The following is a 26,927-nucleotide window of genomic DNA, read 5'->3' as shown; positions in this document are numbered from 1 at the left end:
GTTTTGACGTCCTGTCATTTTCGCAGTGTACTCCTCGCCAAATCGTCCTAACTCTGACGGGCCGGACGATGCATGATCTTTAAAGGAGAGTTTCCATGTCTTCCATTTTCGATGTTGGCGTGATGAGCCGCCGTTCCCTGCTCGGCGGCCTCGCCGCCACTTCCGCGCTGGTGCTGCTGCACCCTTTTAGCGCCCGCGCCAGCGCCAACCAGGCGCATCTGAGGCTCATGGAAACGACCGACATTCACGTCAACGTCTTCCCCTATGACTATTATGCCGACAAGCCGAACGACACGATGGGCCTGTCGCGCACCGGGACGATCATCGACACGATCCGTGCAGAGGCCGTCAACTCGCTGCTGATCGACAATGGCGACGTGCTGCAGGGCAATCCAATGGGCGACTACATGGCCTATCAGCACGGCATGAAGGACGGCGACGTCCATCCGGTGATCAAGGCGATGAACACGCTCGGCTATACGGTGGGCACGCTCGGCAATCATGAGTTCAACTACGGCCTCGACTTCATGTTCAAGGTCCTAGCAGGCGCGAACTTCCCCTTCGTCTGCGCCAACCTCACCAAGGGTCAGCTCGCCTCGGACCCGAAGCAGGACGATCTCTTCTTCAAGCCCTACATCATTCTGGAAAAGCAGATCAAAGACGGCGCCGGCAATGAGAGCCCCGTCAAGATCGGCTTCATCGGCTTCGTACCGCCGCAGATCATGCTCTGGGACATCAAGAACCTCGAAGGCAAGGCGCAGACGCGTGATATCGTCGAGGCCGCCAAGGCCTGGGTTCCCGCCATGAAGGAAGCCGGCGCCGATATCGTCATTGCGCTCTCGCATTCCGGCATCGACGGCAGCGCACCGTCCGAAAGGATGGAGAACGCCTCGTTGCATCTCGCCGCCGTCGACGGGATCGACGCGATCTTCACCGGCCACCAGCATCTCGTCTTCCCCGGCCCGAAGAGCTGGGACGGCGTGGCCAATGCCGACCCCGTCAAGGGCACGCTGCACGGCAAGCCCGCCGTGATGGCCGGCTTCTGGGGCTCGCATCTCGGTCTTATCGACCTGCTGCTCGAAAAGGACGGCAACAGCTGGAAGATCGTCGATTTCACCTCGGAAGCACGGCCGATCTATCATCGCGACGACAAGAAGAAGGTGGTTGCCGACTACGCCGACAAGAAGGACGTGATCGAAGCCGCCAAGGCCGAGCACGAGGCGACACTTGCCTATGTCCGCACCCCGGTCGGCAAGACGTCCGCGCCGCTCTATTCCTATTTCGCGCTGGTTGCCGACGATCCCTCAGTGCAGGTCGTCAGCCAGGCCCAGACCTGGTACATCAGGCAGATGCTCGCCGATACCGAGTTCAAGGACCTGCCGGTGCTTTCGGCGGCGGCCCCCTTCAAGGCCGGCGGTCGCGGTGGCGCCGACTATTACACCGACGTTCCGGCCGGCGACATCGCCATCAAGAACGTCGCCGACCTCTATCTCTACCCGAACACGGTGCAGGCCGTTGCCGTCACCGGCGCCCAGGTGAAGAACTGGCTCGAAATGTCGGCCGGCATGTTCAATCACATCGAGGCCGGCTCGAAGGATGCGGCGCTTCTCAACACCGATTTCCCGTCCTACAATTTCGACGTGATCGACGGCGTCACCTACCAGATCGACCTGTCGCAGCCGCCGAAATATGATTCATCAGGCAAACCGATCCATCCGGACGCCAACCGCATCCAGAACCTGGCCTTCAACGGCAAGCCGATCGATCCGGCTCAGAAGTTCGTCGTCGTCTCGAACAACTACCGCGCCGGCGGCGGCGGCAATTTCCCTGAGATCAAGGCGGACAAGGTAATCTTCCAGGCGCCTGATACCAACCGCGACGTCATCGTCCGCTATATCCATGATCAGGGCACGATCAATCCGTCGGCCGACGCAAACTGGACCTTCAAGCCGCTCCCGGGTACGACCGCAACCTTCGAAAGCGGCCCGAAGGCGAAGCAGTTCCTCGCCGAGGTCAAAAGCGTGAAGATCGAGGATGCCGGCGAAGGGGCCGACGGTTTCTCGAAGTTCAGGCTGGTTCTTTAGAGCAATTTCCAGGAAAAGCGGAACCGCTCTAAATTGAAGACAATATCAGCGAAGGCGCGGCACCCGCGCCTTCGTCATTCTGCCGCAAGCGGCGTAGCGGGTTCAGACAGTTCCGCCATCCGAGCATGGAAATCGGCCTGGCTCGGGCAGGCGGAAAGCCGCGTGCGGAATGCGTCGATCATCCAGGTGGCGGCTGGTCCGGGCGGGTTAGCGAGTTGGCGCACCGAATATATCGGATACTCCCCCTGTTCGTAGGCATCCAGATCGAGATGGACGAGCGTGCCACTGACGAGATCGTCATGGATCACAGAAGCCGGAAGGCCGCCCCAGCCAAGGCCGGCCTTGATGAGCTGGTGCTTCGTTGCAATATCGCTGACGCGCCATGTCTTGTAGGACAGAACGTTGAAATCGCGCCCCTTCGTCCGGCCCGACGCATCGGTGACGACGAGTTGCACTTCCTCGCGCACGTCGCCCAGCGTCAGCGGCCGACCGATCCCGGCAAGCGGGTGGTTGCGCGCGGCAACGGGCAACATGAAGGAATGACCGATCCGTTCCGTGACGATCGAATCGTCCTGCTTGACGACCGCGCCACCAATTCCGACGGTCGCCTTGCCGCTCAGGACGAGATCCATGACCATTCCGAGCTCGCCGACGTTGAGGCTCAACGAAACGGATGGAAACATCTCGCGAAATTCGCGCAGAACCTCCACCAGGGCTCGCGAAGGCACCATGACGCTGATGGCGACGGAAACCTCCGCTTCGAGCCCTTCCCTCAGGCTCTTGACGCGCGCCCGCATAACCTGCAGGTCGCCGAGAATGCGCCGCGCATCCTCCAGCATCGCCTTGCCCGCCTCCGTCAGCTTTGGCTGGCGTGCGCCGAAGCGCTCGAAAAGCGGCACTTCGAGCTGCGCTTCGAGATTGGCGATAGTATAGCTCACGACTGACTGTGCACGGTTCAGCGCCCGCGAGGCGGCCGAAAAGCTGCCGGTCTCGGCAACGGTCAAAAACACCTGCAATTGGTCCAGAGTCGGGTTCGGCAGCATCTTCTATCCATTCCATCGATAGTTTCGATCGACATTATCACCGTTTTTTCGATAGCAGGCCAGACCTATTTTCCTCATCGAGACTGCGGCTCACCTCCCAGCAAGGGGCCGTCAAATCCCATTCGAAAGGAAATGCACCATGTCGTCCATCCTTCTTCTGACGTCCAGCCCGCGTGCCGAATCGCTCTCGACGCCGATCGCCGTCGATCTCGCCGAAAAGCTGAAAAGCCAGAACCCGGGCAGCGTCGTCGTTCGCCGCGACCTTGCCGCCAACCCGCTGCCGCACATCGATGACCTCTTCACCGGCGCGATCCGCAAGCCAGCCGAGGCCCGCACCGCTGAGGAAGCCGCGGCCGTCAAGACCTCCGACGAGCTTGTCAACGAACTGCTCGCCGCCGACAAGATCGTCATCAGCACCGGCCTCATCAATTTCAACATCTATTCGTCGCTGAAGACCTGGATCGACAACGTCGCTCGCGCCGGCCTGACCTTCAAGTACACCGAAAGCGGCCCGGTCGGCCTCGCAACCGGCAAGAAGGTCTATGTGGTGCTCGCCTCGGGTGGCGTCTACTCGCAGGGCCCGGCCGCCGCCTTGAACCATGCCGTGCCGTACCTGAAGTCGGTTCTCGGCTTCCTCGGCATCAGCGATATCGAGACCATCTATGTCGAAGGTCTGGCCTTCGGTCCGGAAGCTGCCGAAAAGGCCATCGACGCCGCCAAGTCGCGCGTCCAGGAAATCGCACTGGCCGCCTGATCGGCTCTTCGACGCTCGATGGAACGGCCGGCTTTTACCGGCCGTTTTTCATTTGTTGATATCGGCGGCGAGACCCCGGACCTCGCCAGGATTTCGGCCGAGAGTTCTTCATCGGACGAAATCCCGGCAAGGCCGACGCCGCCGGCCATCATCGCGAAGGCCATGATCGCCTTGCGACGTCTTTCTCCTTCGTCCGCTCCCGTAACCTTGCTCGCCAGTGACGCGAAATTACGCCTAAGCCCGTCCCGTCGCTATTGTCTCCTACGGACGCTTTCTTTCGTTCTTGCGTTGCACGGTGGGCAACACGAAATAGGACAATTGCCAAATTCAGGACGGCAAGCAGGAGCAAGACACAGAGCATGGTCTGGATGCCAGAGCCACGGGCTAACTGAGTTTCACCACACCGGAGCGGCCGACGACGCAGTTGCGGCCGCTCTTCTTGGCCGCGTAGAGCCTGCCGTCGGCAGCCGTCAGCACGGCGGTGAAATCGACGCCGTCCTCGTCGGCAGTCGCAACGCCGATGCTGACCGTGATCGGCCTGTCATCCGGCGTCTTGACGCTGGTTGCGATCGTCCAGCGCAGGCGCTCGGCAAGCAGCAGACCTTCTTCGTGATCGGTGCCTGGACAGACGGCCACGAATTCCTCGCCGCCGAAGCGGAAGACACGATCACTCGAGCGCAACGTCGTGCCCAATCGGGCGGCGATCGCCTTCAGCACCTCGTCGCCCTGGAGATGGCCGTAGCCGTCATTGACATCCTTGAAGTGATCGGCGTCGATAATGAGGACGGTGGCGAATGACCCCTGCTTCAGTGCCTCGAGCAGCATCAGCGGCGCTTCCATTTCCATGCGCGTCCGATCATAGACGCCAGTGAGCATGTCGCGGCCGGTGCGCTCCAGAAGATCGTTGTAACGCTCGCGGAACGTCAGGTCGCCGAACACGTCGCTGATGGAGCGTACGGACCCGCCCGCACCGACGCGACGAATACAATATTCATAGAACGCGAACATCGCCGCGTAGAGGCAGACGGCAAGCATTTTCGCCTTCCATCCGCCCCAGAATGCGGCGATCGGCACATCCAGGAAGTAATGCAGTGCGGCGAAGAAGCCGATCTGGTCGAAGGTCAGCAGCACGAAGCCCGAGATCAGGAAGCGCAGGACGACGCGGCGGCGAAAGAAATCGCCGAGTTTTTCGTAAAGCAGGATGATGCCCAGCGAATCGACATAGAGCAGTGCCGTGCCCCAGACCATCAGCCAGCCCATCTCCTTGAGGAAATCGACGTCGGGTGTGTGGTTGGTCGATATCTGCAGCGGCTGGTGCAACTGCAGCACCCAAGCAATAGCAACGGTGAGCAGGTTGCCGAGGAACAGGCCGTAGATCGGTTGGCGCACCGTCGCGGCATCTTCCTGCAGGTAAAGCATCAGGATCATCATCAGCTTGCCGGAGAAGAAGATGGATGAGCCCGGCGACACATCCCCGAACGGCAGCGAGACGTAGAAGACCGCCGCCAGATAGGTCTCCATGAAATGCATGACGCCCAGCGCCGTCAGGAAAACCCCGAGACCAAGCCGATGACGGAAATGCAGAAGCGTCACCATCAGCACGAAATAGGCAATGGCTTCGACGACGAAGAGAACGAGGTTGAGTGTCTCCATCATGAGACCTCGGCTCCGGACGCTCGGCCTCCGGCTGGCGCGGCGATCACGACAGCGAATCTTCTGGTCAATCGTCCGAAACAGTCAAACACGAGGGGGTGTCCTGCAAATTCTGCAGGCGATACCTTTCACCGCAATCCTTTAAGATTGCGTGAGTGAGAAGGCGCTCGCTGGAGCGCACACCGGTCATACACAGGAATAGTTGCAGCCGGTATTTAGGAGCTATGCCGGATCCGATTCAGACCTGACGAAGCTTCTCGCCGTCACCAAAGAGCGACGAACCATGCTGATCGATGATCTGCTGCGCCTTGCGCACCGTGCATTCGATCGCATCATCGGAGGAGGAAAACAGATCGGCGCGGATGAAATTGCGCACCAGCACCTCGTCGCCGACCTTCTTTTCGATGCGGCCGGCAAGGCGATACTGGCCACCTTCCTTACGCGGCTCGGCATAGATCGTGCAGTCGCCGTAAAGCTGCGGCTCGCCCGAAGGACCTGCCGCCTCCGTCGCCGGTTTGCCGCCGCCGGAGAACATCGAAAAGATATTTGATAAGAACGAAGCCATGCTCCGCCTTTAGCACGGCGATATCGCTGTCGCCAAGTCAAATGATCAGGTTGGCGAGGATCTCGTTTTCGGTGATATCCTCGTAACCCATGCCGGCTGCTTCGAAATTTCCGATCAGCCGGGCGAAATTCTCAGGCGCTTTGGTCTCGATGCCGATCAGGATGGAACCGAAGTTGCGCGCCGATTTCTTCAGATATTCGAAGCGGGCGATATCGTCGTCGGGGCCGAGCAGATTGAGGAAATCCCGGAGCGCACCAGGGCGCTGGGCGAGCCGCAGGATGAAGTATTTCTTCAGCCCTGCGTAGCGCATGGCTCTTTCCTTTACGTCAGGCAGACGCTCGAAATCGAAATTACCGCCGGAGACGACGGCAACGATGGTCTTGCCGCGGATCGCTTGGCAGTCCATCGCGGCGATCGCCGTCAGCGACAGGGCGCCGGCCGGCTCCAGTACGACGCCCTCGACATTCAGCATCTCCTGAATGGTGACGCAGATGGCGTTCTCCGGCATGAGTTGCACTTGCTCTGCCGGAAAATCGCGAAGAGCCGCGAAATTCAGGTCGCCGATGCGCGCCACTGCAGCGCCATCGACGAAATTGTCGACCTTGGGAAGCGTCGTCACCTTGCCCGCCTCGATGCTGCGCTTGAGACTCGGCGCACCGGCCGGCTCAGTGAAGACGAAAGCCGATTTCGGCACCGTGCCGTCGAGATAGCCGGTGATGCCGGCGGCCAGTCCGCCGCCGCCAACCGGCAGGACGACCATGTCGGGCACCGTTCCTTCCGGCAGCTGCTGCATGATTTCGGCGGCGACGGTCGCCTGCCCCTCGATGATGTCGGCGTGGTCGAAGGGCGGCACCATGACTCCACCGACCGCCTCCACGTGTTCGCGGGCGGCTTGGTAGCATTGGTCGAAGAAGTCGCCGAACAGCCGGATGGTGATGAATTCGGCGCCGAACATACGGGTCTTGTCGATCTTCTGCTGCGGTGTCGTCACCGGCATGAAGACGACGCCCGGCACGCCGAAATGGCGGCAGACGAAGGCAAAGCCCTGGGCGTGATTGCCAGCCGAGGCGCAGACGAAGGTCTTGCCGGCAGCACCCTGCCCGATCGCCTTGCGGAAGAAATTGAAGGCGCCGCGGATCTTGTAGGAGCGCACCGGCGACAGGTCCTCGCGCTTCAGCCAGATATCGGCCCCATAGCGGGCCGAAAGGTGATCATTGAGCTGCAGCGGCGTTGCCGGAAAAAGGCTGCGCATCGCCTCTTCGGCGCTTTCGACATCAAGTCTCGTCACGGGCGTGGTCCATTCTCTCAACTAGCCACCGCCGCTATTGCACAGGCCGGCCGGCAAAAGAAAGCCCGTTTCGGCCGTTTCCGGTTCGCTCCCATACCGGTTCGCTCCGAGGAAGGCTTTCTTAAGCCAATCGCGAAATTGGCGGCACATGAACTGATTTTAACTGTCAATGAAAAGGGCGGCCACTTATATGAAGTCATGATGATCTTCAAATTCGCAAAACCGCTCGCCTGGCTGCTGCTCGCCTTCATCATCTTCGTCACGGTTTCGCCGATCGGAGAGAGGCCGAATACAGTCACGATGGTCGATGTTGACCGCGCGGTTGCCTATCTTCTCGTCGGCCTCGCCTTCGCGCTTGCCTATCCGAAACAATGGAAAACGGTGGCCGTGCTGCTGATCCTCGGCGCATTCGCCATCGAAGGGCTGCAATATTTCGCGCCGACCCGCCATCCGCGCCTGCATGACGCGAGCGTCAAGGCGATGGGTACAGCCCTCGGGCTGCTTGCCGGCTGGGTGATCAACAAATGGCGCGATACGAAGGCGCCAAACGCCCTTCCGTTCGCAGAACGCTGATTATCTCGAATTAGAAATCGCCCAACTGCACGGCCCAGAAGAACAGTGGTATCGCGGCCATCGCAGTTGCGAGAACAAGCGCGAGACTGGTCTTGAAGACGCGGATGCGCCTAGTCCTCGCCCCACTCCAATCGTAAACCATCGTCTTACTCCCACAAGACAACACTTACTCAACCGCCGCGGCGCAATCCTTGCACCGAAAATGTCATTGTCAATCAATAACGCGCTTTTACACACATTATACAGCATATTCAAACAGGATTATGAAGGTGGTGCGGGCGACGGAACTGCTGAATCTACTGGCGCCGAGCCTAAATGGCAGCTATCGCGCCAAATGGCGATCCAAAGCATCCTGTGGAGATGGGCTCGTTGCGGGCAAAATACCGTCGAACCGGTATAGTTCCCATCCAAATCCATCTTTAAGCAGCAAAGTAGATTCCGGCAACATTCGTGATATGATTTTCTCCGCCGACGCAAATTTGGCTGCGCCAATGCGATCAGCCAGCAACTCCCTTTTCTCGGTTACCCGAATAAAGTAGTGGATGTTATTACGCCTGATAAAAGCATTCGCATCGCCTTCCGTTTCAGGAAACACATAAGGCGGCAGTAACCAGCCCTGGTCTCGCCCACCGGTGTAGGCGGCGGCATACAGAGTGCTGCCCGTGTCGAATGGTTGAAATACGGTCCTCAAATCATTTGCCGCGATATAACGATAGACAATGTAGCCTTCACGCTGGGCTCCAAGAAAATCATCAAGTTTTTGCCGGCCGACCAGGACATCCATCACGCCTTGCTCCATCCAGGAATAGGGCTGCCCCCTGGGGCGGTATATGAATTTGGCGGCGGGAAGACTGAAAATAACGAAAGCGACGAGCACCACTCCAAATGTAAACAAATGGCCGTTGATAGCCCTCCGTGCTGCCCGCAGACGTGCCGATGTTTCAAACAAAAATCCACCCGAGTGAGCGGCCCTGCTCGCTGCAATTTTCTCGGCGATTAAGCTCGCGCTGATATACGCGGTAGAAAAATACAATAGGTAGGCTGGCGTCGCCCATCGAATATGGTTGAACATAACCGCGTACCAGATGATGAACATTGCGGCAGTCGTCGCAACAAGCACAATTATCCTTCTAAATGACGTGATCAACGCGCCGATAATCAGGATGAGAGCGACGATCGCATATCGTCGGTGGTCCAGAAACCAATGATGCATGATAAAGAAAAAGTCGTGCCAGCCTTGGCGGGTCGTGAGGTCGGTCGTAAAACCGCGGTTCACCGGATCAAAAGCGCGCCCGAGTTCAAGCGTGTAGTCCGCCATCCACTCGTCTGAAAGTCCGGGATGGCCGAAAATGAAAGGGTAGATCGGGTTGCCAAGTAAAACGAGGTTTGGTGTACCAGTAGCCTGCGAGGCCCAAGAAGGCGGCCAGGCAAGTCATGAAAAGCGAAAATGACAGTTTGCCTTGATAGATCGAAGGCAGCAGCGCCAAGCCGATCAATCCAACCATCTGAAGCTCGGTATATTTGCCGCCGACTGCCCCACCCAAAAGCAAAGCACAGGAGACAATCTCGGAAGGCCTGAAGGTTTCGAGGTAGCGCCACAGATAAAGGACGGCCGCAACCGAAAAACAAGATCTGGGAAGATCAGTCAAAGGGACTGCCGCGCCCGGCGTAAAAAATGGCTGGAACGCAATCAGAAAAAAGACAAGCAACAATCCAGCGGCCCGCCAGCGGTGCGCACAACTTGTGAGCAACAGCAGGAATCCAAGGAAAATCGCCGCGTTCAGCAGACCCGACCCGAGCCAGTGATCGACGAACAGCAGTGGGCAAGCGAAAAGCACATTGAAAAAAAGCGGTATATTGCCGTAAAAATTACTGTCTATCTGTGGCGTGACAAATCCGCCATGAGAAACAATACTTTGAGCGAGCGGAATCTGAAAAGCCCAAACGTCAGCTGATCCCGCCGGGAAAAGCGCGGTAACCGATATTACGCAAGCCAAGCCAATAAATGCGACGGAAGCCAAAAGGGGAAATGGATTGCCCTTGGCAGTCGCCTGCTCACCCATCACGGCCAAATTGCGCAAATCAATAAAAATCGCCAGAACATCATTCCGGCGCCAGATCATAAAGATGGCAGCAAGGAGCAGCACGACTTCTATGCGCAACAGATGAATCGCTCCAAGAGCGGTTGCCAAACCGCCGACGAGAGCAATCCCCGGCAAAACACCGCTTAAGAGCAGATCCGTGCCGTCACGAACAGGCGAGTGAACGCCACGGTTTAGCCAAAACACTAGAGCGCGATGAAGGGTCAGCCCAAACAGTACAATCGCTATAACGACAAGCCACACCGCAACGACAGTCATGACCTCATGTTCCTCTCCCCTACTGCGGCTCCTCGTTTGATGGACCGCCTAGAGTCAGGCGCACGAACCATCGGACCGGAAATGAAAACCTGGAAGGCAGCGGCCCACCTCAGAATACGGAAATACTCAAAAAGTCTGGAGGCTTGCGCTTCCATCTCGTCGCCTTGTCACCTTCGGACCCGCCATAGCTTGTAAACCGTTCGGCTGCAATCCGAGAGACGTACCTGGAAATGAAAGCACCAATCGCAAATCTTCCATTTGCAGCATTGACTCGGATTTGACGACCTCTAGCCAGCCCGGAATTCGCTGTCATCTTCACTGGCTGGGAACGGCGCTTGAACGTCATCTATATCGATCGTGATGGTGCGGGCGACGGGGGTCGAACCCGTACAGCCAAGGCCGAGGGATTTTAAGTCCCTTGCGTCTACCAATTTCGCCACGCCCGCTTGCGGCGTTTTCAATATCTTGCGTCGTGGGCGATGGGAAGAGCCGCAAGCCGTAAAAATCATGCCTGTTTTGACAGTTGCACCGCCGAATGATCCGTCACACATTTTCCGCCCAAAAACCACGGCCGATCAAGGGGCACTCGGTCTGTCGCGGGAGAAACGGAAAAGACGCGGCGAGCCTCATGCCCGCCGCGCCTTTATCATTTCAGCGTCAAAGATCAGGCGAGCTTGGCAGCAAGCTTGGCGACGTGGGCGCCCTGGTATTTAGCGCCTTCCAGCTCGATCTCGGAAGGCTGGCGCGAGCCGTCGCTATTGGTGATGGTGGAGGCGCCGTAAGGCGAGCCGCCCTTGACTTCCTCGGTGCCCATCTGGCCCTGGAAGGCATAAGGCAACCCTGCAACAACCATGCCCTGATGCAGGAAGGTCGGGATGAAGCCGAGGATGGTCGTCTCCTGGCCGCCGTGCTGGGTTGCCGAAGAGGTGAAGACCGAACCGAGCTTGCCGACGAGTTTGCCGGCGAACCAGAGGCCACCCGTCTGATCCCAGAAATTGCGCATCTGCGAGGCGACCGTGCCGAAGCGGGTGCCGGCACCGACGATGATCGCATCATAATCGGCCAGCTCGTCGACGGTGGCGATCGGAGCCGCCTGGTCGACCTTGTAGTAGGAAGCTTTGGCGACATCTTCCGGAACCAGTTCCGGAACGCGCTTGACGGTGACGTCGGCACCGGCCGACTTCGCGCCTTCGGCAACGGCATAGGCCATGGTTTCGATATGGCCGTAAGCCGAATAATAAAGGACAAGAACCTTCGCCATCTTCAATCTCCCTTGGAGCATTGGTTGAATTTCCTGAGGGAGTTCTATCAGCGCCAGTTTCGGAACACAGCCATGCCTTGAAGAACTCAGTGTTCAACATCCGTAGACGAAAATTCACTTGCGTTTTCATTTCAGCAAAAACGAACGTATGCGCCGAACAGCATTCAGATTTCAGGCTGGCTCGGCCTAAAATCCGAATGCTCTTCGCAATCAAAGAGTGAGAGCATGATGTCGTCCGAAAACCGCTTGCACTTTTCGCCATCATGCTCTGACTGTTTGCAAAGCGGCCGAACGGCACTACCTATTCACCAGCCTCAGATCACGGAACACCCCATGAGCCAAGACATCGTCGTCACCGCCGCCATGCTCGCCATCGGCGACGAACTTCTTTCCGGCCGCACCAAGGATAAAAATATCGGCCACCTCGCCGATTTGCTGACACTTTCCGGCATCGACCTCAAGGAGGTGCGCATCGTCGCCGACGACGAGGAGGCGATTGTCGAGGCGCTGAACGCGCTTCGCCGCAAATATGATTACGTCTTCACCTCGGGCGGTATCGGGCCGACGCATGACGACATCACTGCCGATGCCATCTCCAAGGCTTTCGGCGTGCCCTGCGAATATGACGAGACGGCAATGACACTGCTTGCCGAGATGTACCAGCGCCGCGAGATGGAATTCACCGAGGCGCGCCGGCGCATGGCGCGCATGCCGCGCGGGGCTGTGCATATCGCCAATCCGGTCTCGACCGCGCCCGGCTTCATCATCGGCAACGTCCATGTCATGGCCGGCGTGCCGCAGGTCTTCCAGGCGATGGTCGACAATGTGCTGCCGACGCTTCGAACGGGCACGCCGGTGCTTTCGCTCGCCATCGCCTGCCCTTACGGCGAAGGCGAGATCGGCACGCCCTTGACCGCTATCCAGAAAGCACATCCGGAAACCAGCATCGGTTCCTACCCGCGCTATATCGGCCAGAAATTCTCGACGGAGATCGTCGTGCGCGGCCGCTCGCAGGCGGCAATCGATGCAGCCGGCGCCGAGGTGCAGGCGATGATCGACGCTATCCGCCAAAAGAAGGACATCGCCGAAAACCATTCCGCGGAGGCATGAGGGAAACGCCGGAACTCAAAGTCCATCCTTGATCCCTATCAAGGAACAGGAAAACGGCCCGGCGCATTCCTTCCCTCGCGCACGCCATTTCAGCGCAAGGAGAATTGACATGTCTTACAAAACCATTCTCGCCATTGTCGATACATCAGACAATAGTGCTGCGGTTGCCGATTTCGCCTTTGCCATTGCTGCTCAAAGCGGCGCCCATGTGATCGGCCTGCATGCCGAAATCATCTCCGCCGTGCCGCTGGTGGCACCGATGGAAATCCCCGATCCCGTCGCCGTGCAGGCGCTGCAGGACATGGCGCACAGCGAAACGATTGCGGTTGAGCGCATCTTCAGGGCGAAAGCGGAGGCATCGGGCGCCTCCTCCGAGTGGCGCAGCTTTGCCACATCCACCGGATACGGCTCCGCGCCGCTGATCGAAAGTGCCCGCAGCGCCGATCTCCTGATCGCCTCGCAGGCCGACCCGGCCAGACCTTCCGACAGCCACGTCGACGTCGACAGCTTTCTCTTCGAAAGCGGCCGGCCGGTGCTGATGATCCCCTATATCATCCGCCAGCCGAAGCCGATCAAGCGCGTGCTGGTCGCCTGGAACGGCTCGAAGGAGGCGGCGCGGGCGACCTTCGACTCGCTACCGATCCTCAAAGCCGCCGACGAGGTGGAGATCTTTTCGGTCGATCCGGCCGACACGGCGCTGCAATCGCCGCTGACGGCTGGCGCCGACATCGCCGCGACGCTTGCACGTCATGGCGTCAAGACGACGCTTTCGACGGCCCAAAGTGTGGACAAAAGCACATCGCATGTCATCGAGAACCGGCTTTCGGACAGCAGCATCGACCTTCTCGTCATGGGCGCCTATACCCATTCCTGGCTCTGGCAGATGATCTTTGGCGGCACGACCAAGACCCTGCTGCAATCGATGACGGCGCTGACCCTGTTATCACGTTGATTGGCTGCTCTTGCCTTTTGCCGGCAAATCCCGCTAATTGCGGCGACCGATGACAGCTTCGAGTTCGGCCCATCTCACGCAGTTCCGGCTGCGCGATTTGCGTTTTGCCGATCGCCGCTTCAAGCCCGTCCGGTCGCCGACAAACGGCGTGTCGTTTTTTCATGCCGCGGAGCAGCCCGATGTCCCTTCCCGATAAAGCCTTTCCCGTTTCCTGGGATCAGTTCCACCGCGATGCGCGCGCCCTTGCCTGGCGGCTTGCCGGTCTTGATCAAACATTCAAGGCGATCGTCTGCATCACCCGCGGCGGCCTGGTTCCGGCCGCGATCATTTCGCGCGAACTGAATATCCGGCTGATCGAGACCGTCTGCGTCGCTTCCTATCATGACTATGTGAACCAGGGCGACATGGTGCTGCTCAAGGGAATAGCACCCGAACTTATGGAAAATGGCGGCGAAGGCGTGCTCGTCGTCGACGATCTGACTGATACCGGCAAGACCGCCGCACAGGTGCGCGCCATGCTGCCGAGGGCACATTTCGCCTGCGTCTACGCCAAGCCGAAGGGCGTGCCGACGGTCGACACCTTTATCACCGAGGTAAGCCAGGATACCTGGATCTACTTCCCCTGGGACATGGGCTTCACCTATCAGGAGCCGATCGCCAAGGGCGCGGGCTGATCGCCACTGATCAAAGCGCGCAACCATCGCATTTACCACTTGAAATTGTTCCAGATTTTGTCGGCGAGGTTTTCAGAATCCGCTATCGGGATCTGCACATCTATTTTATCTTTTGCTCATAAACTCGACGGATGCGAATCGTGTCGGGTTGCGCCCAAAGCGTGCAGCGAACAATGCGGTATAGGGAAGCACGATGGCTCGACGGGGGCATATAAGAGCGGTTGTGACCGTCGGGCTGGCGGCCTTTCTGTTGCCGCTGGCGCCCGTCCGCGCTGAGCCTGCCTATATTCCCCTCGTGCGCGATTACGTCGAGAAGCGGATCCGACCGATGGTGGAAACGCCCTTGGTGCTGAAAGCTATTGCCGAGCAAAACGCGAAATTCGGCGACGTCAGTGAAATGGATATGCGGGTGCTCGACGAGACCTACCGGTCGGAGGTCGATCAGCACCACCTGCAGATGGTCAAGCTGCTGCTCGATAAATCCATATCGCATTACCTCAAAGCCGAGCAGGACGCCTCGCAAGGGGTGATCATCGAATTTTTCGTCACCGACAGCCACGGGCTGAATGTCGGGCAGAGCACCATCACCGCCGACTTCTGGCAGGGCGACGAGGAGAAATATCTCCAAACCTTCGCTAACGGTTCCCGCGAGATCTTCATCGACCGGGCGGAACGCAATGAATCCACCCAGAATCTCGAGACGCAGGCGAGCTTTGTCGTCATGGACGGAGAGAATAGGCCGATCGGCGTCGCCATCGTCACCATCGCCATCGATGCGCTTTAAAAGCGTGTCGCGCAAAACTGTGCGGCGGTTTGCGACAGCGACATGCCTAAGAACAAGAGCGCTGATTTCACCGGCGAATCGGCATGCTCATTTGCTCCGGAAATGCCATCATAAGATTTGCCGCAGGACTGTTTTTTGCCATTCAGAGGTTTTCCTTAGCCGGCAACGCCTGCAAGCCATTGTAATATCAGCGCTCCCCGGCTTTCCCCAATCTCCACAGGCGCATCCACAACATGTTGTGGTTAGCAATCAATTAAAAGCCAGCCCTTGACGGAATCAGCTGTTTCAAACTTTACTGATCCTGATGTTGCGGCGGCGACAGGACCGGAGGTAACGAGCCCGGTTCCCTTTTGAAAATTAGGACGCGGAATCAGGGCGATCGACCGGAAACGGTTCGGGCCTGGCAGGATTTCTGCGCGATTTTCAGCCTCCAAAAAAAGTGACATCGGGACTGGCGATAATAAGCTGTTAATACTATATTTAGCGTTTGCAGCCACCATCACCACAAGATACAGGAAGGTCATCTCCGGATGACACCCCTGTCACAATACGGAAACGAGACTGGCTGCGCGACGACAAAGTGCCGCCGGATAGGAATTTTGCGCCGAGGTCGCGGGGACCGGGCGCCAACGCGAGGTCAAGACTATGCGCATCGAACGTCGTTTCACGAAGGCCGGCCAAGGCGCCTATGCGGATATCGAATTCCGCAAGGCGACGAGCGAGATCAAGAACCCTGACGGTTCGGTCGTGTTCCGCCTCGAGAACATCGACGTTCCCGCGCAGTTCTCCCAGGTCGCGACCGACGTTCTGGCGCAGAAGTATTTCCGCAAGGCCGGCGTTCCCACCCGGCTGAAGAAGGTCGAGGAAAACGATGTTCCTTCCTTCCTGTGGCGCTCCGTTCCCGACGATGCTGCGCTGAAGACCCTGTCTAAGGATGAGCAGACCGGCTCCGAAATCGATGCGCGCCAGGTCTTCGACCGTCTTGCCGGCACCTGGACCTATTGGGGCTGGAAGGGCGGCTATTTCTCCTCCGAGGAAGATGCCTCGGCCTTCAAGGATGAGCTTGCCTATATGCTTGCCACCCAGCGCGTGGCCCCGAACTCGCCGCAGTGGTTCAACACCGGCCTGCACTGGGCCTATGGCATCGACGGTCCCGGCCAGGGCCATTTCTACGTCGACCCCTTCACCGGCAAGCTGACCAAGTCCAAGTCGGCCTACGAACACCCGCAGCCGCATGCCTGCTTCATCCAGTCGGTCGAGGACGATCTCGTCAACGAAGGCGGCATCATGGATCTCTGGGTGCGTGAGGCGCGCCTGTTCAAATATGGCTCCGGCACCGGCTCCAACTTCTCGATGCTGCGCGGCGAAGGCGAAAAGCTTTCCGGCGGCGGCCGCTCCTCCGGCTTGATGAGCTTCCTGAAGATCGGCGACCGCGCCGCCGGCGCCATCAAATCGGGCGGCACGACGCGCCGCGCCGCCAAAATGGTAGTCGTCGATATCGACCATCCCGATATCGAGGAATACATCAACTGGAAGGTCAAGGAAGAGCAGAAGGTTGCGGCGCTCGTCACCGGCTCGAAGGTCGTCGCCAGGCATTTGAAGGCGATCATGAAGGCCTGCTTCAATTGCGAAGGCGGCGATAATGGCGATTGCTACGACCCCAACAAGAACCCTGCCCTGAAGCGCGAAATCCGCGCCGCCAAGAAGGATCAGGTTCCCGAGAACTACGTCCAGCGCGTCATCCAGTTTGCCCGCCAGGGCTACAAGGATCTCCAATTCAAGACCTATGACACCGATTGGGATTCGGAAGCCTACCTCACGGTCTCCGGCCAGAACTCCAACAATTCCGTCTCGATCAAGGACGACTTCCTGCGCGCCGTCGAAAATGATGGCGAATGGCACCTGACCGCCCGCAAGGACGGCCGGGTGATGAAGACGCTGAAGGCCCGCGATCTCTGGGAAACGATTTCCTACGCCGCCTGGGCTTCGGCCGATCCGGGCATCCATTTCAACACGACGATGAACGACTGGCACACCTCGCCGGCCGGCGGCCCGATCCGCGGCTCGAACCCGTGCTCGGAATACATGTTCCTCGACGACACCGCCTGCAACCTTGCCTCGCTGAACCTGCTGCAGTTCAAGGACAAGGCAACCAAGCGCATCAACATCGCCGATTACGAACACGCGGTTCGCGTGTGGACCGTCGTGCTCGAAGTCTCGGTGATGATGGCCCAGTTCCCGTCGAAGCGCATTGCCGAACTCTCCTACGAATACCGCACGCTCGGCCTCGGCTACGCCAATATCGGCGGCCTGCTGATGTCGTCGGGCATTCCCTATGACTCCGCAGAAGCCCGCGCCATCGCCGGTTCGCTGACCGCGATCATGACCGGCATCTGCTATGCGACCTCGGCCGAAATGGCTGCCGAGCTCGGCCCGTTCCCGAACTTCGCGCCGAACCGCGAGAGCATGCTCAAGGTCATTCGCAACCATCGCCGTGCGGCGCATGGCGAGAGCTCCGGCTATGAAGCGCTGTCGATCAACCCGGTCGCGCTGATCCATTCGGAAAACCCGGACCAGGATCTTGTCGCCCACGCCAAATCGGCCTGGGACAAGGCGCTCGAGCTTGGTGAACAGCATGGCTATCGCAATGCCCAGGTCTCGGTCATCGCGCCGACAGGCACGATCGGCCTCGTCATGGATTGCGACACGACGGGCATCGAGCCCGACTTTGCCCTCGTCAAGTTCAAGAAGCTCGCCGGCGGCGGCTACTTCAAGATCATCAACCGTGCCGTGCCCGACGCGCTGCGCACGCTCGGCTATTCGGAAAGCCAGATCGCCGAGATCGAGGCCTATGCCGTCGGCCACGGCAACCTGAACCAGGCACCGGCGATCAACCCGCCATCGCTGAAGAGCAAGGGCTTCACCGACGAGAAGGTGGAAGCCGTCAACGCCGCGCTGAAGAGCGCCTTCGACATCAAGTTCGTCTTCAACCAATGGACGCTCGGCGCCGACTTCCTCAAGGAGACGCTGAAGGTTTCCGACGAACAGCTGGCCGACATGAGCTTCAGCCTGCTCGACCATATCGGCTTCTCGAAGAAGGACATCGAAGCCGCCAACATCCATGTCTGCGGCGCGATGACGCTGGAAGGCGCGCCCTTCCTCAAGAATGAACATCTGCCGGTCTTCGATTGCGCCAATCCCTGCGGCAAGATCGGCAAGCGCTACCTCTCGGTGGAAAGCCACATCCGCATGATGGCGGCGGCCCAGCCCTTCATCTCGGGTGCGATTTCCAAGACGATCAACATGCCGAACGAGGCGACCGTCGAGGATTGCAAGAACGCCTACATGCTGTCGTGGAAGCTTGGCCTCAAGGCCAACGCGCTCTATCGCGATGGCTCGAAGCTGTCGCAGCCGCTCAATTCCTCGCTGATCGAAGACGAGGACGACGAGGATGCGCTGGAGGAACTGCTGCAGGCGCCGCTGGCCGCCCAGGCCGTCACCATCACCGAAAAGATCATCGAGCGGGTGATCGAGCGAGTTTCGCGCGAACGCGAGAAGCTGCCGAACCGCCGCCAGGGCTATACCCAGAAGGCCGCCGTCGGCGGACATAAGGTCTATCTGCGCACCGGCGAATTCGGCGACGGTCGCCTCGGCGAGATCTTCATCGACATGCACAAGGAGGGTGCCGCCTTCCGTGCGATGATGAACAATTTCGCCATCGCCATTTCGCTCGGCCTGCAATATGGCGTGCCGCTCGAGGAGTATGTGGAAGCCTTCACCTTCACCAAGTTCGAGCCGGCCGGCATGGTCATCGGCAATGACGCGATCAAGAACGCCACCTCGATCCTCGACTATGTCTTCCGCGAGCTTGCCGTCTCCTATCTCGGCCGCCACGACCTCGCGCATGTCGACACGTCGGACTTCTCGAACACGGCACTCGGCAAGGGCATCCAGGAAGGCAAGACCAACCTGCTCTCCACCGGCTGGACCCGCGGCTACAAGCCGACCCTGGTGCCCGGCACCGGCGGCGAACGCCAGGCGGGCGAACCCAAGGGTGCGGCCACATCAGCCCCTGCCCGCGCCGCGTCCACCGGCACCGTGACCGCCTTTGCCGGCGCGGCTGCCCGCAAGCTGGAGCCGACGGTTGCCATCGCCAACTCCGAAATCGTCGCCTTCAAGCGCGATTACGAGGAGCGCGCCAAGGAATTGGCGGAAGAGATCGCCGAAGAGGTGACCGAAGAACTCACCAGCGACGCAACGGCATTGTTCTCCGACAAGGCCGCAGCCGACGCGGCATCGGCGAAATCCGAGGCGAAGAAGCGCGAAGCCGAACGCCGCCAGCGCTCGATCATGCAGGGCTATACCGGCAACATGTGCTCGGAGTGCCAGAACTTCACGATGGTGAGGAATGGGACTTGCGAGAAGTGCGATACTTGCGGTGCGACGAGTGGGTGCAGCTAAAAATTGAAGTAAAAACTGGTAATCGGTCCCCAACAAATGTCACGGGACCATGGGTTAGGACTCCGTTTGCCCCCAAGAAATGTCACGGTCGCCATAAACGCCGTGAAAATGGGGAAATCAGACAGCCGCAGTTGAAATATCCGGGCACTGAAAAGTGCCCGGATAATGCATGAAGGAACAAATGGTGAAACAATAGCATCGGTGGACGGAGGTCCGCGATGCATCAGTTGAAGTTGAAGTGTATATGGCTAATGCATGGGAAGGATGCCGCAGCGCTGATTGCGCCAGCATGCGACAGTACATCCTCGGACTCGGGCCATTCAACGGTTTGATGTCCAACGGGTGGCCGCCAGCAGGGTACTGAATAAAGGCACAAAGGATTCGCTAGCCCGTGGATGAGAGCTCAGATCGGGGGGATTCCGCCTCGCCACTTCGCTGGATCCCCCGGCAGAAGGACGGCGAGAGCCTCTACCTCCATTTCACCGGTGGTATTCGCGCGGGACGCATCCAGGGAGATCAATGGGCGCTCGAACCGGTCCTGGTCAGCGGGCGCCCCGCATCGAACGGCTTCTTCTCGCGGGCTGATCTCGCGAGGATGGAGCGAAGCCTGGGTTTGACTGCGATCGCATTCCAGCATGCGGGGTGGGACAAGGGATCCTATTACAGCAATTGGGTTCCGATCATTCCAGGACAGACGAATCATATGCTGGGCGCAGCAGACCTCTGGCGAAACATAACGAGCCAGATCGGCCGACAACGCAGAGGACATTTGCTGAGGGAACTGGTCGATCCGAGTCGCGATGACGTGGCTTCGATCTTTGATGATCAGGAACCGGACGAAAGGTTGGCCGCGTTCGTCGCGTTGAGCTTGAGAGGACTGGACATCAGTGTCGAGGAAATCTCCGGGTTCTATCACGAACAACTCGTCGACCTGATGGCCGACAGCAAGCTCAACGGAGAGCGGGTATCTGGCACCCTTGACCACCTACTCTACGCTCACGTCCATTCATTCTTTCTGCATGCCGGAGCCGCGCGCGACTACCTCGCCTCGTTGATCGCCTTCAGGCTCGGGGAGGATCCCAACGTGGATTCGCTCGCGCTACTTTGCAAGAAACTCCGGAGCCGTCACGTTGGAACCGACAGCCTCCTGAATGTCCTTGTCGATCGGGGCCTCATCGCAGAGTCCAAACAAAAGGGAATGTGGGTGTCCGCGGGTTGGATAAAGAACCTAAGTGACCTGAGGAACCTGTTCACCCATCGCCGCCCCTACGGGAGCCGTTCGTGCGAGCACTGGGGCTCGGCGGTTCCACTGTCCGACAAAGGCCAGTTGTATCGCTACAGAAGGCCCTTCCAAACGGACAACGGCGAAGACATTTTCGATCTGATCGTCCGGCAGTATCGCCATATTATCGGACTCTTTCACCTCCTGGCCAACGCATCGGGCCTCAACACCGACATTCAGGTCTTCACTGACGACGACATCATTGAATTGCGGACGGATTGAACCCAAGCTGTCTCGTATTCAAGGCTTCTCTGCGCGTATATCCCTTCGCCCCTCACCCTGGCGCTCCTCTGGGAACGCGACCGGGTGAGAAATGGCGAGCGAGAGGGCGTCCACCTGCCCTGCGTCCGAGAAGACCTGGTGGCAGTCGTCGACGGGATTGAAGAGAACTGCGGGCTCATCGTTGTCGAGGACTAGGGTTCAAAACCTGGTGGTGCGACGCCCGCCAATCACCGCGCATGGGCGGCACATGTCGCGTGTTGCCACATCTCCTATCCGGTGTCTCAGCGCTTTACCGCAGCCTCTTCACCTAACACCGGATCGGCGAACTCGTTTTGTTCTGGCCGCTCCGCTGCACTGAGGTCTTCCTCATTGACCTTCTTATGCCACGATAGTCGAGCTTTGAAGGAAGGATAGAGGGCGTTGAGGTCGTCGAGCATGCGATTCACGATTTTCGCAATGTCGACGAGCGTCGAAGGCATCGCTGGTCCCATCACTCCCGGAACCCGGTGGAATCTGTGAAGGGGATTGAAGCAATTGATGTAGACGGTGCTCCGCGCGCTCGCCCACTGGCCGTGCACATATCCGGACGACCAGTCATAGTACTTGTCGTAAAGATCTCTGAGGCCGACTTCCTCCGACATCTTTCGCAGATTGAGGTTCGCCCAATGGCCAAGCTCGATGTCTTCGAGCTCCATCCAACGGTCCTCGTTTGCGAAGCTCTCCAATTCATCGAGATCGATGAAACCCGGTATTTCCTCCTCGCGGACGTTTTTCAGAAATGCCAGCTTAGTTTGGCCCTGTCCGTATTTTCGATACTGGAGCCAGATCGTTGCGTCATCCTTTACCGTGAGATAGTGCAGCGTGATGAAAGCCTCCAGGATTGTCCGGAGTATGATCCGTCCTTCCGCGAGTGTGTTTGTCGGTGTAATAGCTGTAGTGAGTGCGAGATGGCACGCGTACAGAACGAGCCCGAAGGCGCCTTCGTGTCGCGGATCCGCCTTTGTGGTCGTGATCGTCCGATGGAAATGACCGCCGACCAATTTGCTGATTTCGAGGAGTTCTTGCCGCGCTTCCTTGGGGCCAGCGTCTGCCCGCTTGAAGTGAGAGGGCACTAGGCAGGGCGTCTTCGCATGCATCTCCTTCCAGAACGGCTCGGCATCATATGTTGGCAGTTTCGGGCGATCAGCAGGCCAATCGACGAGCATGTTCTCGGTGCCGAACTCAACCGTTCGGGTACCCATCTCCATCGCGCGGATGGTTGGACGGACGCTTTGCATCTCTCCCTTGTTCGGATATTCCGATATCTCGGACACGGCCTCTTCAAAGGATCGATCAAAAAACATCCGCTCCTGAGCAAATATGAAACTTAGCAGCTTCAGCCAGCGCATGTCCGTGGCACGTTCTGACTGATGGCCATGCGTATTGGCCACCGCGGCCATCAATATCTCTATCGAGGCCTCGTTTTCCAAAGGCGCGTAGTGCCTCGCCCAGTGCCTTCGATCGGGAAGCCAATCCGAGATCAACAATGCACCCATGACGTTTTTCAGCGCATCGGATTCCAGGACTGGCGACATCATGGCGTCGAATTCGTCGTTCGTCGCGAGAGCCAGATAGTTGTGCGTTACGAAAAGCTCCTTGCGTTTCTCGACAAAGTCAATCGTTCGTCTGACGACCTCGCGGAAAACAACGAGTGCGGCATCCCGATCGAGCGTCGTCACTGCGATGGCCGCCCAGAGTAGGTTGGGGACACATTCGTCGAACCACGAGACAGGATGGAGCATCCCCTGTCCTAGCTTCTTGAACACGTTTTGGACGGTGCCCTTGTCACGCGGGAGGGAACTGAGCATCGTCAGGTTCCTGTCCTTAAACTTCTCCTGCTTGATTACATCCGGTTTCGCTGGCTTCTTCGCCATTTTTCCTCCTGAGCCTGAGCCGATGGTCTTGCCTGTGTGGTTACTCTCGGCGGAATAGCGAGTTGATCACGCCTTCCATCTACAACCGGTAATACACAGAGCGCGAGTCACCGAGGGCTGTCAATGGCTCCCCATCGGGCGGCTTTCGGAAAGCACAGGCACCCGAATCGCCGACTTCCCATGCGCCCTCGCCCGCCCGTCCAAGGCACAGGTTCCAACCCATGCGCAGACCACGGCATCCAGAGCATCCTCGAAGGTCTTTAGCTCGTAGCCGCGCGCATCCGAAGACGGCAATAACAGCGCATCCTGCACTCCCTGGATTTCGGCATCTAACAGGATGACGATCCGCCTCCACGGCGTTGAGCGGCAACGATGATGTCCGGGTTTCGTACGAATACGTCACCAATGACGGCCGCCGCTGCCCGGGTCGCGCCGATGTCCAGACCACCTATGTGTTTGGCAAGACCGTGGTCTTGAGGATCAAGGCACTTGACGGCTGCTAAATCCCGTCTTCGCTTTACGGCAGCCACCGCAATGACCGCCTCACACTTCCTTTAGACAAACCACCTCGCCCGCGGACCGGCGATCCTTACTCTTCATACCTCCGGGAGTTGGCATCGCATTTGTGCCACTCCCAGTTTATTCCGGCTTCGTCCTTATGGCCATAACACCAGTCCGCGCGATTGAGCAGCGGACCAAGTTCGTCGCGCCGTTTGCATGCCCGTAGCGTCTCGGGCCCCTCGCGATCGACACTCGTGCGGCAGATATCGTCCAATCCTGTCCACTGATGGATCAACCGATCCGGTGCCTTGGCCCCCTTGTCGGTGGCGATCACCTTTCCGGTCTCGGACTCGATCTGCAGAGAGGCCGTGTTCCACACGAAAGAGAATTCCGCCATCCCGGAGGACGTCTTACCCGTGTCCCTGTTTCCGGCAAACCACTCGACAATTCCCGACATTTCGCATTTTCCGGCGCAGCTGGCAGTCACGGAGCCGGGTTTGACGCTGTATATGCGCTCCGGCCAGCGTTGGGCGAAGGCCGCCTTGTCCTTTAAGATGACGTCTTTGTCGACCAAGGTCCCGAAGAAGGAGACCTCGTCGGCATAGACGCCCTTCATAAAGGCCAACGCCGAGGCACTGTCTTTCGACCATTCGTCATTGTATCGGTTGGCGAAATCAAGCGCCTCCGTGGTCAGGTCGCCGGGTGCGGATGCGGTGGCCTCCTCGGAAGCGCTTGGGTCCGATGGCATGATGGCGGGTGTTGCGCTCAGCTCTGGCGCGGCGTCCGGCTGTGGTGACGTGCTTGCCGGTGGCGAGGGCATGTTCTCGGGCGTGATGATGTTCCAGTCCCGCATTTCGGCAGCGGTGAGATACCGTATATCGGTGCTGTCGATCGACAGGCTGAGCTGCAGCAGATTGGGGCTTACCCCCATATCGGTGAGATATCCGATGATCTCGCCGGTCAGCGATTGAACCGACGAGACTACCAATTTGTTGTCCATGCCGGCATCTTCGGATAACGAAACCCGATGCACGCCGATGGAGCCCGGCTCGGCAAACCTTTCAACGCCACCGACGAAGGCGAAGGCGCAAGCCGATGCGCACTCGGCGGCTCTGATCTGGAACGTTCTTGCATTCAGCAGGCGGAGGGCCCGGCCGAACCTGATCGCGGCGACCACGTTTCCGCCGGGCGAGTCAAAGGTGACATAGTTCGGCTGGTACTGCGTATATTCGTCGACAAGCGTCATCGGATCGTCGGAACTCTCGAACACGCCTTTTATCGCCAGGGCGCGCTCTCCCGGCGCGCCGTCCAGACGTTGGTAGGAAATGGCCGCATGTGCCTCCGCGGCAAGGGCGACGAACGCCAGCAGCATCGATATGAACGAGACGGATTTCCGCATTCTTCTCCAGCCTTCGAGCACGTGTATCTCTCCCGTCGTCACTCGCAGCATATCTTGCCCACCTATTGCCGGGCGATCATCGAATTCTTGCGATGAGACCGTCAGCTTTCAATGCGACCAAACCCGTGTCCATCACGAGTTGAAGATCGACAGCTTTGACGAGAACATTTCAGACCTACCCCAACAGCATATAATCAATGCACAAGGACCAATCTTCTGGCAAGCGGCACAATCAGAAGTGATGATACAAGGTAAACGGCGGTTCCTCGCCGCGATCGTGAGGCCACCGTCCACGCGATCCGATACGTGCCGGCAATTGATGCGAGAGTTGCAGGAAAGGCAGTGAGTCTTCGGATTTTGTCCCGGCTGGTCTGCCGCTACGGTCTGACGCGGTCAGGATGCGCCACCTGGAAGGCCGGCAGTTCGGCGCATTTGCTATCGATGTCGACGATGCGCTTGAAAGCGGTCAACTCCACTCCCCAGCGGCGGGCGTTGTAGACCTGGGGAACGAGACAGAGGTCGGCCATCGTCGGCGCGTCCCCAAAGCTGAACGCGCCATCGGCTTCGCCGATCATCGCTTCCAGTTTCCCCAGTCCGTCGGAGATGAAATGTTTCATCCATTTCTCGCGGGCATCGGGCTTATCCGTCATGCTCATCAGATGCGACACGACATGCAGGTTGCAGATCGGATGGATGTCCATAGCGATCGCATAGGCAAGGGCGCGGACTTTCTGGCGATCGGCAATATCCGATGGCAGCAATCCACATTCCGGCCGGGTCTCGGCGAGATATTCGACGATCGCCAGCGACTGCGTCAGTGTTTTTCCGTCGATCACCAATGTCGGCACCAGCCCCTGCGGGTTGAGGGCCAGATAGTCCGGCGTCCTGTGCGCGCCCTCCAACAGGTTGATGGACACTGTCTGATAATCGACGCCCAGGAGATTGAGCGCGATGCGGACGCGATAGCTCGCCGATGATCGCCAGTAGTCGTATAGGACGACCTCGTTCATTGCGGGTCGGCCCTTTGGTATTTTTCGACCGTCTGCTCGATTGCCCCGAAGATCGAATGGCCGGCATGATCCTTCATCTCGATGCGGACCTGATCCCCGAACTTCATGAAGCCGGTCTTCGGCGATCCGCTCTCGATCGTCTCGATCATCCTGATTTCGGCAATGCAGGAGTAGCCGTTTCCTCCCTCTTCCACCGGCTTGCCCGGGCCGCCGTCGAGCTTGTTGGACACTGTTCCCGAGCCGATAATCGTTCCGGCCAGGAGGTTACGGGTTTTGGCGGCATGGGCGACCAGTTGGCCAAAATCGAACGTCATGTCGATGCCAGCGTCGGCTTTGCCGAACGGCTTGCCGTTCAGGCTGACGAGCAGCGGAAGATGCAGCTTGCCACCGTTCCAGGCATCTCCGAGCTCGTCCGGCGTTACCGCGACCGGAGAAAATGCCGATGCCGGCTTCGACTGGAAGAAACCGAATCCCTTGGCCAGTTCGCCCGGGATCAGACCGCGCAGCGACACGTCGTTGACAAGCATCACCAGCCGGATGGCGTCGAGCGCCGCTTCCGGGCTGGAACCCATTGCAACGTCGCCGGTGATGACGGCGACCTCGCCCTCCATGTCGATCCCGTAAGCCTCGTCAGCCGCCAGAATCGGGTCGCGCGGCGCAAGGAAAGCGTCTGACCCGCCCTGATAGATCAGCGGATCGGTCCAGAAGCTCGCCGGCATCTCGGCGCCGCGCGCCTTGCGCACCAGCTCGACATGGTTGACGTAAGCGGAGCCATCGGCCCATTGATAGGCCCGCGGCAAAGGTGACGTAGCGTCATGTTCGTGAAACCGGATCGTCGGCTGGGCGCCGGTCTCGACGCCTTCGGCAATGAGCTGGAGTCTCGGAGCCACATGCTCCCAGTCGTCGAGTGCCGCCTGCAATGTGCGGGCGATGTGGCCGACTTCGGAACAGCGGGTCAGGTCGCGGGAAACGACGACCAGCCGGCCGTCCCGCGTGGAGTCTTTTAACGTCGCAAGCTTCATGTCCGAAATCCCGTGC

The 26,927-nt window shown here is 58.9% G+C and carries 20 protein-coding genes, 1 tRNA gene and 2 pseudogenes; 9 read left to right on the top strand and 14 right to left on the bottom strand.

The window, feature by feature from the left end:
* Positions 1–95: 95 nt before the first annotated feature.
* Entirely contained in the window at positions 96–2,084 is a 1,989-nt protein-coding gene (locus ACIPSK_RS02170) for a bifunctional 2',3'-cyclic-nucleotide 2'-phosphodiesterase/3'-nucleotidase (RefSeq protein ID WP_162118422.1), read from the top strand.
* Positions 2,085–2,158: 74 nt separating this feature from the next.
* Here the strand turns inward: ACIPSK_RS02170 and ACIPSK_RS02165 are convergent, their stop codons facing one another.
* On the bottom strand, positions 2,159–3,127 hold the full coding sequence (locus ACIPSK_RS02165) for a LysR family transcriptional regulator (RefSeq protein ID WP_017963984.1): 969 nt from the start codon (positions 3,125–3,127) through the stop codon (positions 2,159–2,161).
* A gap of 139 nt (positions 3,128–3,266) precedes the next feature.
* Between ACIPSK_RS02165 and ACIPSK_RS02160 the strand changes: the two genes are divergently transcribed.
* The gene (locus ACIPSK_RS02160; protein ID WP_162118421.1) at positions 3,267–3,881 is read left to right on the top strand and encodes an FMN-dependent NADH-azoreductase; all 615 of its coding nucleotides are present in this window, start codon (positions 3,267–3,269) and stop codon (positions 3,879–3,881) included.
* A gap of 48 nt (positions 3,882–3,929) precedes the next feature.
* On the opposite strand, the pseudogene ACIPSK_RS02155 reads toward ACIPSK_RS02160, so the two are convergent.
* The 4 genes and pseudogenes from ACIPSK_RS02155 to ilvA all read right to left on the bottom strand — a co-directional run.
* Positions 3,930–4,120, bottom strand: a pseudogene (locus tag ACIPSK_RS02155) (TetR/AcrR family transcriptional regulator); the annotation flags it as partial.
* Positions 4,121–4,265: 145 nt separating this feature from the next.
* Positions 4,266–5,537, bottom strand: a complete 1,272-nt coding sequence (locus ACIPSK_RS02150) for a GGDEF domain-containing protein (protein ID WP_162118420.1) — start codon at positions 5,535–5,537, stop codon at positions 4,266–4,268.
* Positions 5,538–5,772: 235 nt separating this feature from the next.
* Entirely contained in the window at positions 5,773–6,099 is a 327-nt protein-coding gene (locus tag ACIPSK_RS02145; RefSeq protein ID WP_017963980.1) for an HlyU family transcriptional regulator, read from the bottom strand.
* 37 nt (positions 6,100–6,136) lie between these two features.
* Positions 6,137–7,387 (bottom strand): threonine ammonia-lyase, encoded by a 1,251-nt coding sequence (gene ilvA, locus ACIPSK_RS02140; protein WP_162118419.1) that lies wholly within the window; start codon positions 7,385–7,387, stop codon positions 6,137–6,139.
* Positions 7,388–7,525: 138 nt separating this feature from the next.
* Between ilvA and ACIPSK_RS02135 the strand changes: the two genes are divergently transcribed.
* Positions 7,526–7,960: a VanZ family protein gene (locus ACIPSK_RS02135; RefSeq protein WP_210254211.1), complete on the top strand. Its 435-nt coding sequence runs from the start codon at positions 7,526–7,528 to the stop codon at positions 7,958–7,960.
* A gap of 10 nt (positions 7,961–7,970) precedes the next feature.
* Here the strand turns inward: ACIPSK_RS02135 and ACIPSK_RS02130 are convergent, their stop codons facing one another.
* From ACIPSK_RS02130 to wrbA, 4 genes and pseudogenes are all read right to left on the bottom strand, one after another.
* Positions 7,971–8,102: a hypothetical protein gene (locus tag ACIPSK_RS02130; RefSeq protein ID WP_017963977.1), complete on the bottom strand. Its 132-nt coding sequence runs from the start codon at positions 8,100–8,102 to the stop codon at positions 7,971–7,973.
* Positions 8,103–8,282: 180 nt separating this feature from the next.
* Positions 8,283–10,320: pseudogene (locus tag ACIPSK_RS02125) on the bottom strand (hypothetical protein).
* A gap of 361 nt (positions 10,321–10,681) precedes the next feature.
* Positions 10,682–10,766 (bottom strand) — tRNA-Leu (locus tag ACIPSK_RS02120).
* 218 nt (positions 10,767–10,984) lie between these two features.
* Entirely contained in the window at positions 10,985–11,581 is a 597-nt protein-coding gene (gene wrbA, locus ACIPSK_RS02115; protein WP_162118417.1) for an NAD(P)H:quinone oxidoreductase type IV, read from the bottom strand.
* A 333-nt stretch (positions 11,582–11,914) separates the two neighbouring features.
* Here wrbA and ACIPSK_RS02110 point away from each other — a divergent pair, with 333 nt between their 5' ends.
* The 4 genes from ACIPSK_RS02110 (at position 11,915) to ACIPSK_RS02095 (ending at position 15,101) form a co-directional block, all read left to right on the top strand.
* On the top strand, positions 11,915–12,691 hold the full coding sequence (locus ACIPSK_RS02110) for a competence/damage-inducible protein A (protein ID WP_162118416.1): 777 nt from the start codon (positions 11,915–11,917) through the stop codon (positions 12,689–12,691).
* A 109-nt stretch (positions 12,692–12,800) separates the two neighbouring features.
* On the top strand, positions 12,801–13,643 hold the full coding sequence (locus tag ACIPSK_RS02105; RefSeq protein WP_162118415.1) for a universal stress protein: 843 nt from the start codon (positions 12,801–12,803) through the stop codon (positions 13,641–13,643).
* A 179-nt stretch (positions 13,644–13,822) separates the two neighbouring features.
* A complete protein-coding gene (gpt, locus tag ACIPSK_RS02100; protein WP_017963971.1) occupies positions 13,823–14,317 on the top strand; it encodes a xanthine phosphoribosyltransferase in 495 nt (164 codons plus the stop codon).
* A gap of 193 nt (positions 14,318–14,510) precedes the next feature.
* Entirely contained in the window at positions 14,511–15,101 is a 591-nt protein-coding gene (locus ACIPSK_RS02095; protein WP_162118414.1) for a hypothetical protein, read from the top strand.
* A gap of 242 nt (positions 15,102–15,343) precedes the next feature.
* Here ACIPSK_RS02095 and ACIPSK_RS02090 read toward each other — a convergent pair whose 3' ends face one another.
* Positions 15,344–15,625: a hypothetical protein gene (locus tag ACIPSK_RS02090; RefSeq protein ID WP_162118413.1), complete on the bottom strand. Its 282-nt coding sequence runs from the start codon at positions 15,623–15,625 to the stop codon at positions 15,344–15,346.
* A gap of 121 nt (positions 15,626–15,746) precedes the next feature.
* On the opposite strand from ACIPSK_RS02090, the gene ACIPSK_RS02085 reads away from it, so the two are divergent.
* Positions 15,747–19,562 (top strand): vitamin B12-dependent ribonucleotide reductase, encoded by a 3,816-nt coding sequence (locus ACIPSK_RS02085; protein ID WP_446532626.1) that lies wholly within the window; start codon positions 15,747–15,749, stop codon positions 19,560–19,562.
* 391 nt (positions 19,563–19,953) lie between these two features.
* A complete protein-coding gene (locus ACIPSK_RS02080) occupies positions 19,954–21,066 on the top strand; it encodes a hypothetical protein (protein ID WP_162118411.1) in 1,113 nt (370 codons plus the stop codon).
* Positions 21,067–21,347: 281 nt separating this feature from the next.
* Here the strand turns inward: ACIPSK_RS02080 and ACIPSK_RS02075 are convergent, their stop codons facing one another.
* The 4 genes from ACIPSK_RS02075 to ACIPSK_RS02060 form a co-directional block, all read right to left on the bottom strand.
* Positions 21,348–22,979, bottom strand: coding sequence for a DUF5677 domain-containing protein (locus ACIPSK_RS02075; RefSeq protein ID WP_162118410.1), 1,632 nt, complete (start codon positions 22,977–22,979; stop codon positions 21,348–21,350).
* A gap of 589 nt (positions 22,980–23,568) precedes the next feature.
* The gene (locus ACIPSK_RS02070) at positions 23,569–24,900 is read right to left on the bottom strand and encodes a hypothetical protein (RefSeq protein ID WP_162118409.1); all 1,332 of its coding nucleotides are present in this window, start codon (positions 24,898–24,900) and stop codon (positions 23,569–23,571) included.
* Between the two features lie 356 nt (positions 24,901–25,256).
* Complete coding sequence (gene maiA / locus ACIPSK_RS02065; RefSeq protein ID WP_162118408.1) at positions 25,257–25,889, bottom strand: maleylacetoacetate isomerase; 633 nt, start codon at positions 25,887–25,889, stop codon at positions 25,257–25,259.
* Complete coding sequence (locus ACIPSK_RS02060) at positions 25,886–26,911, bottom strand: fumarylacetoacetate hydrolase family protein (protein WP_017963964.1); 1,026 nt, start codon at positions 26,909–26,911, stop codon at positions 25,886–25,888. Before ACIPSK_RS02060 ends, maiA begins: the two co-directional genes overlap by 4 nt.
* Positions 26,912–26,927: the final 16 nt, after the last annotated feature.

This window comes from Rhizobium sp. LARHSG275 (assembly GCF_052871115.1).
This window is presented reverse-complemented; position numbering and strand designations above follow the sequence as displayed.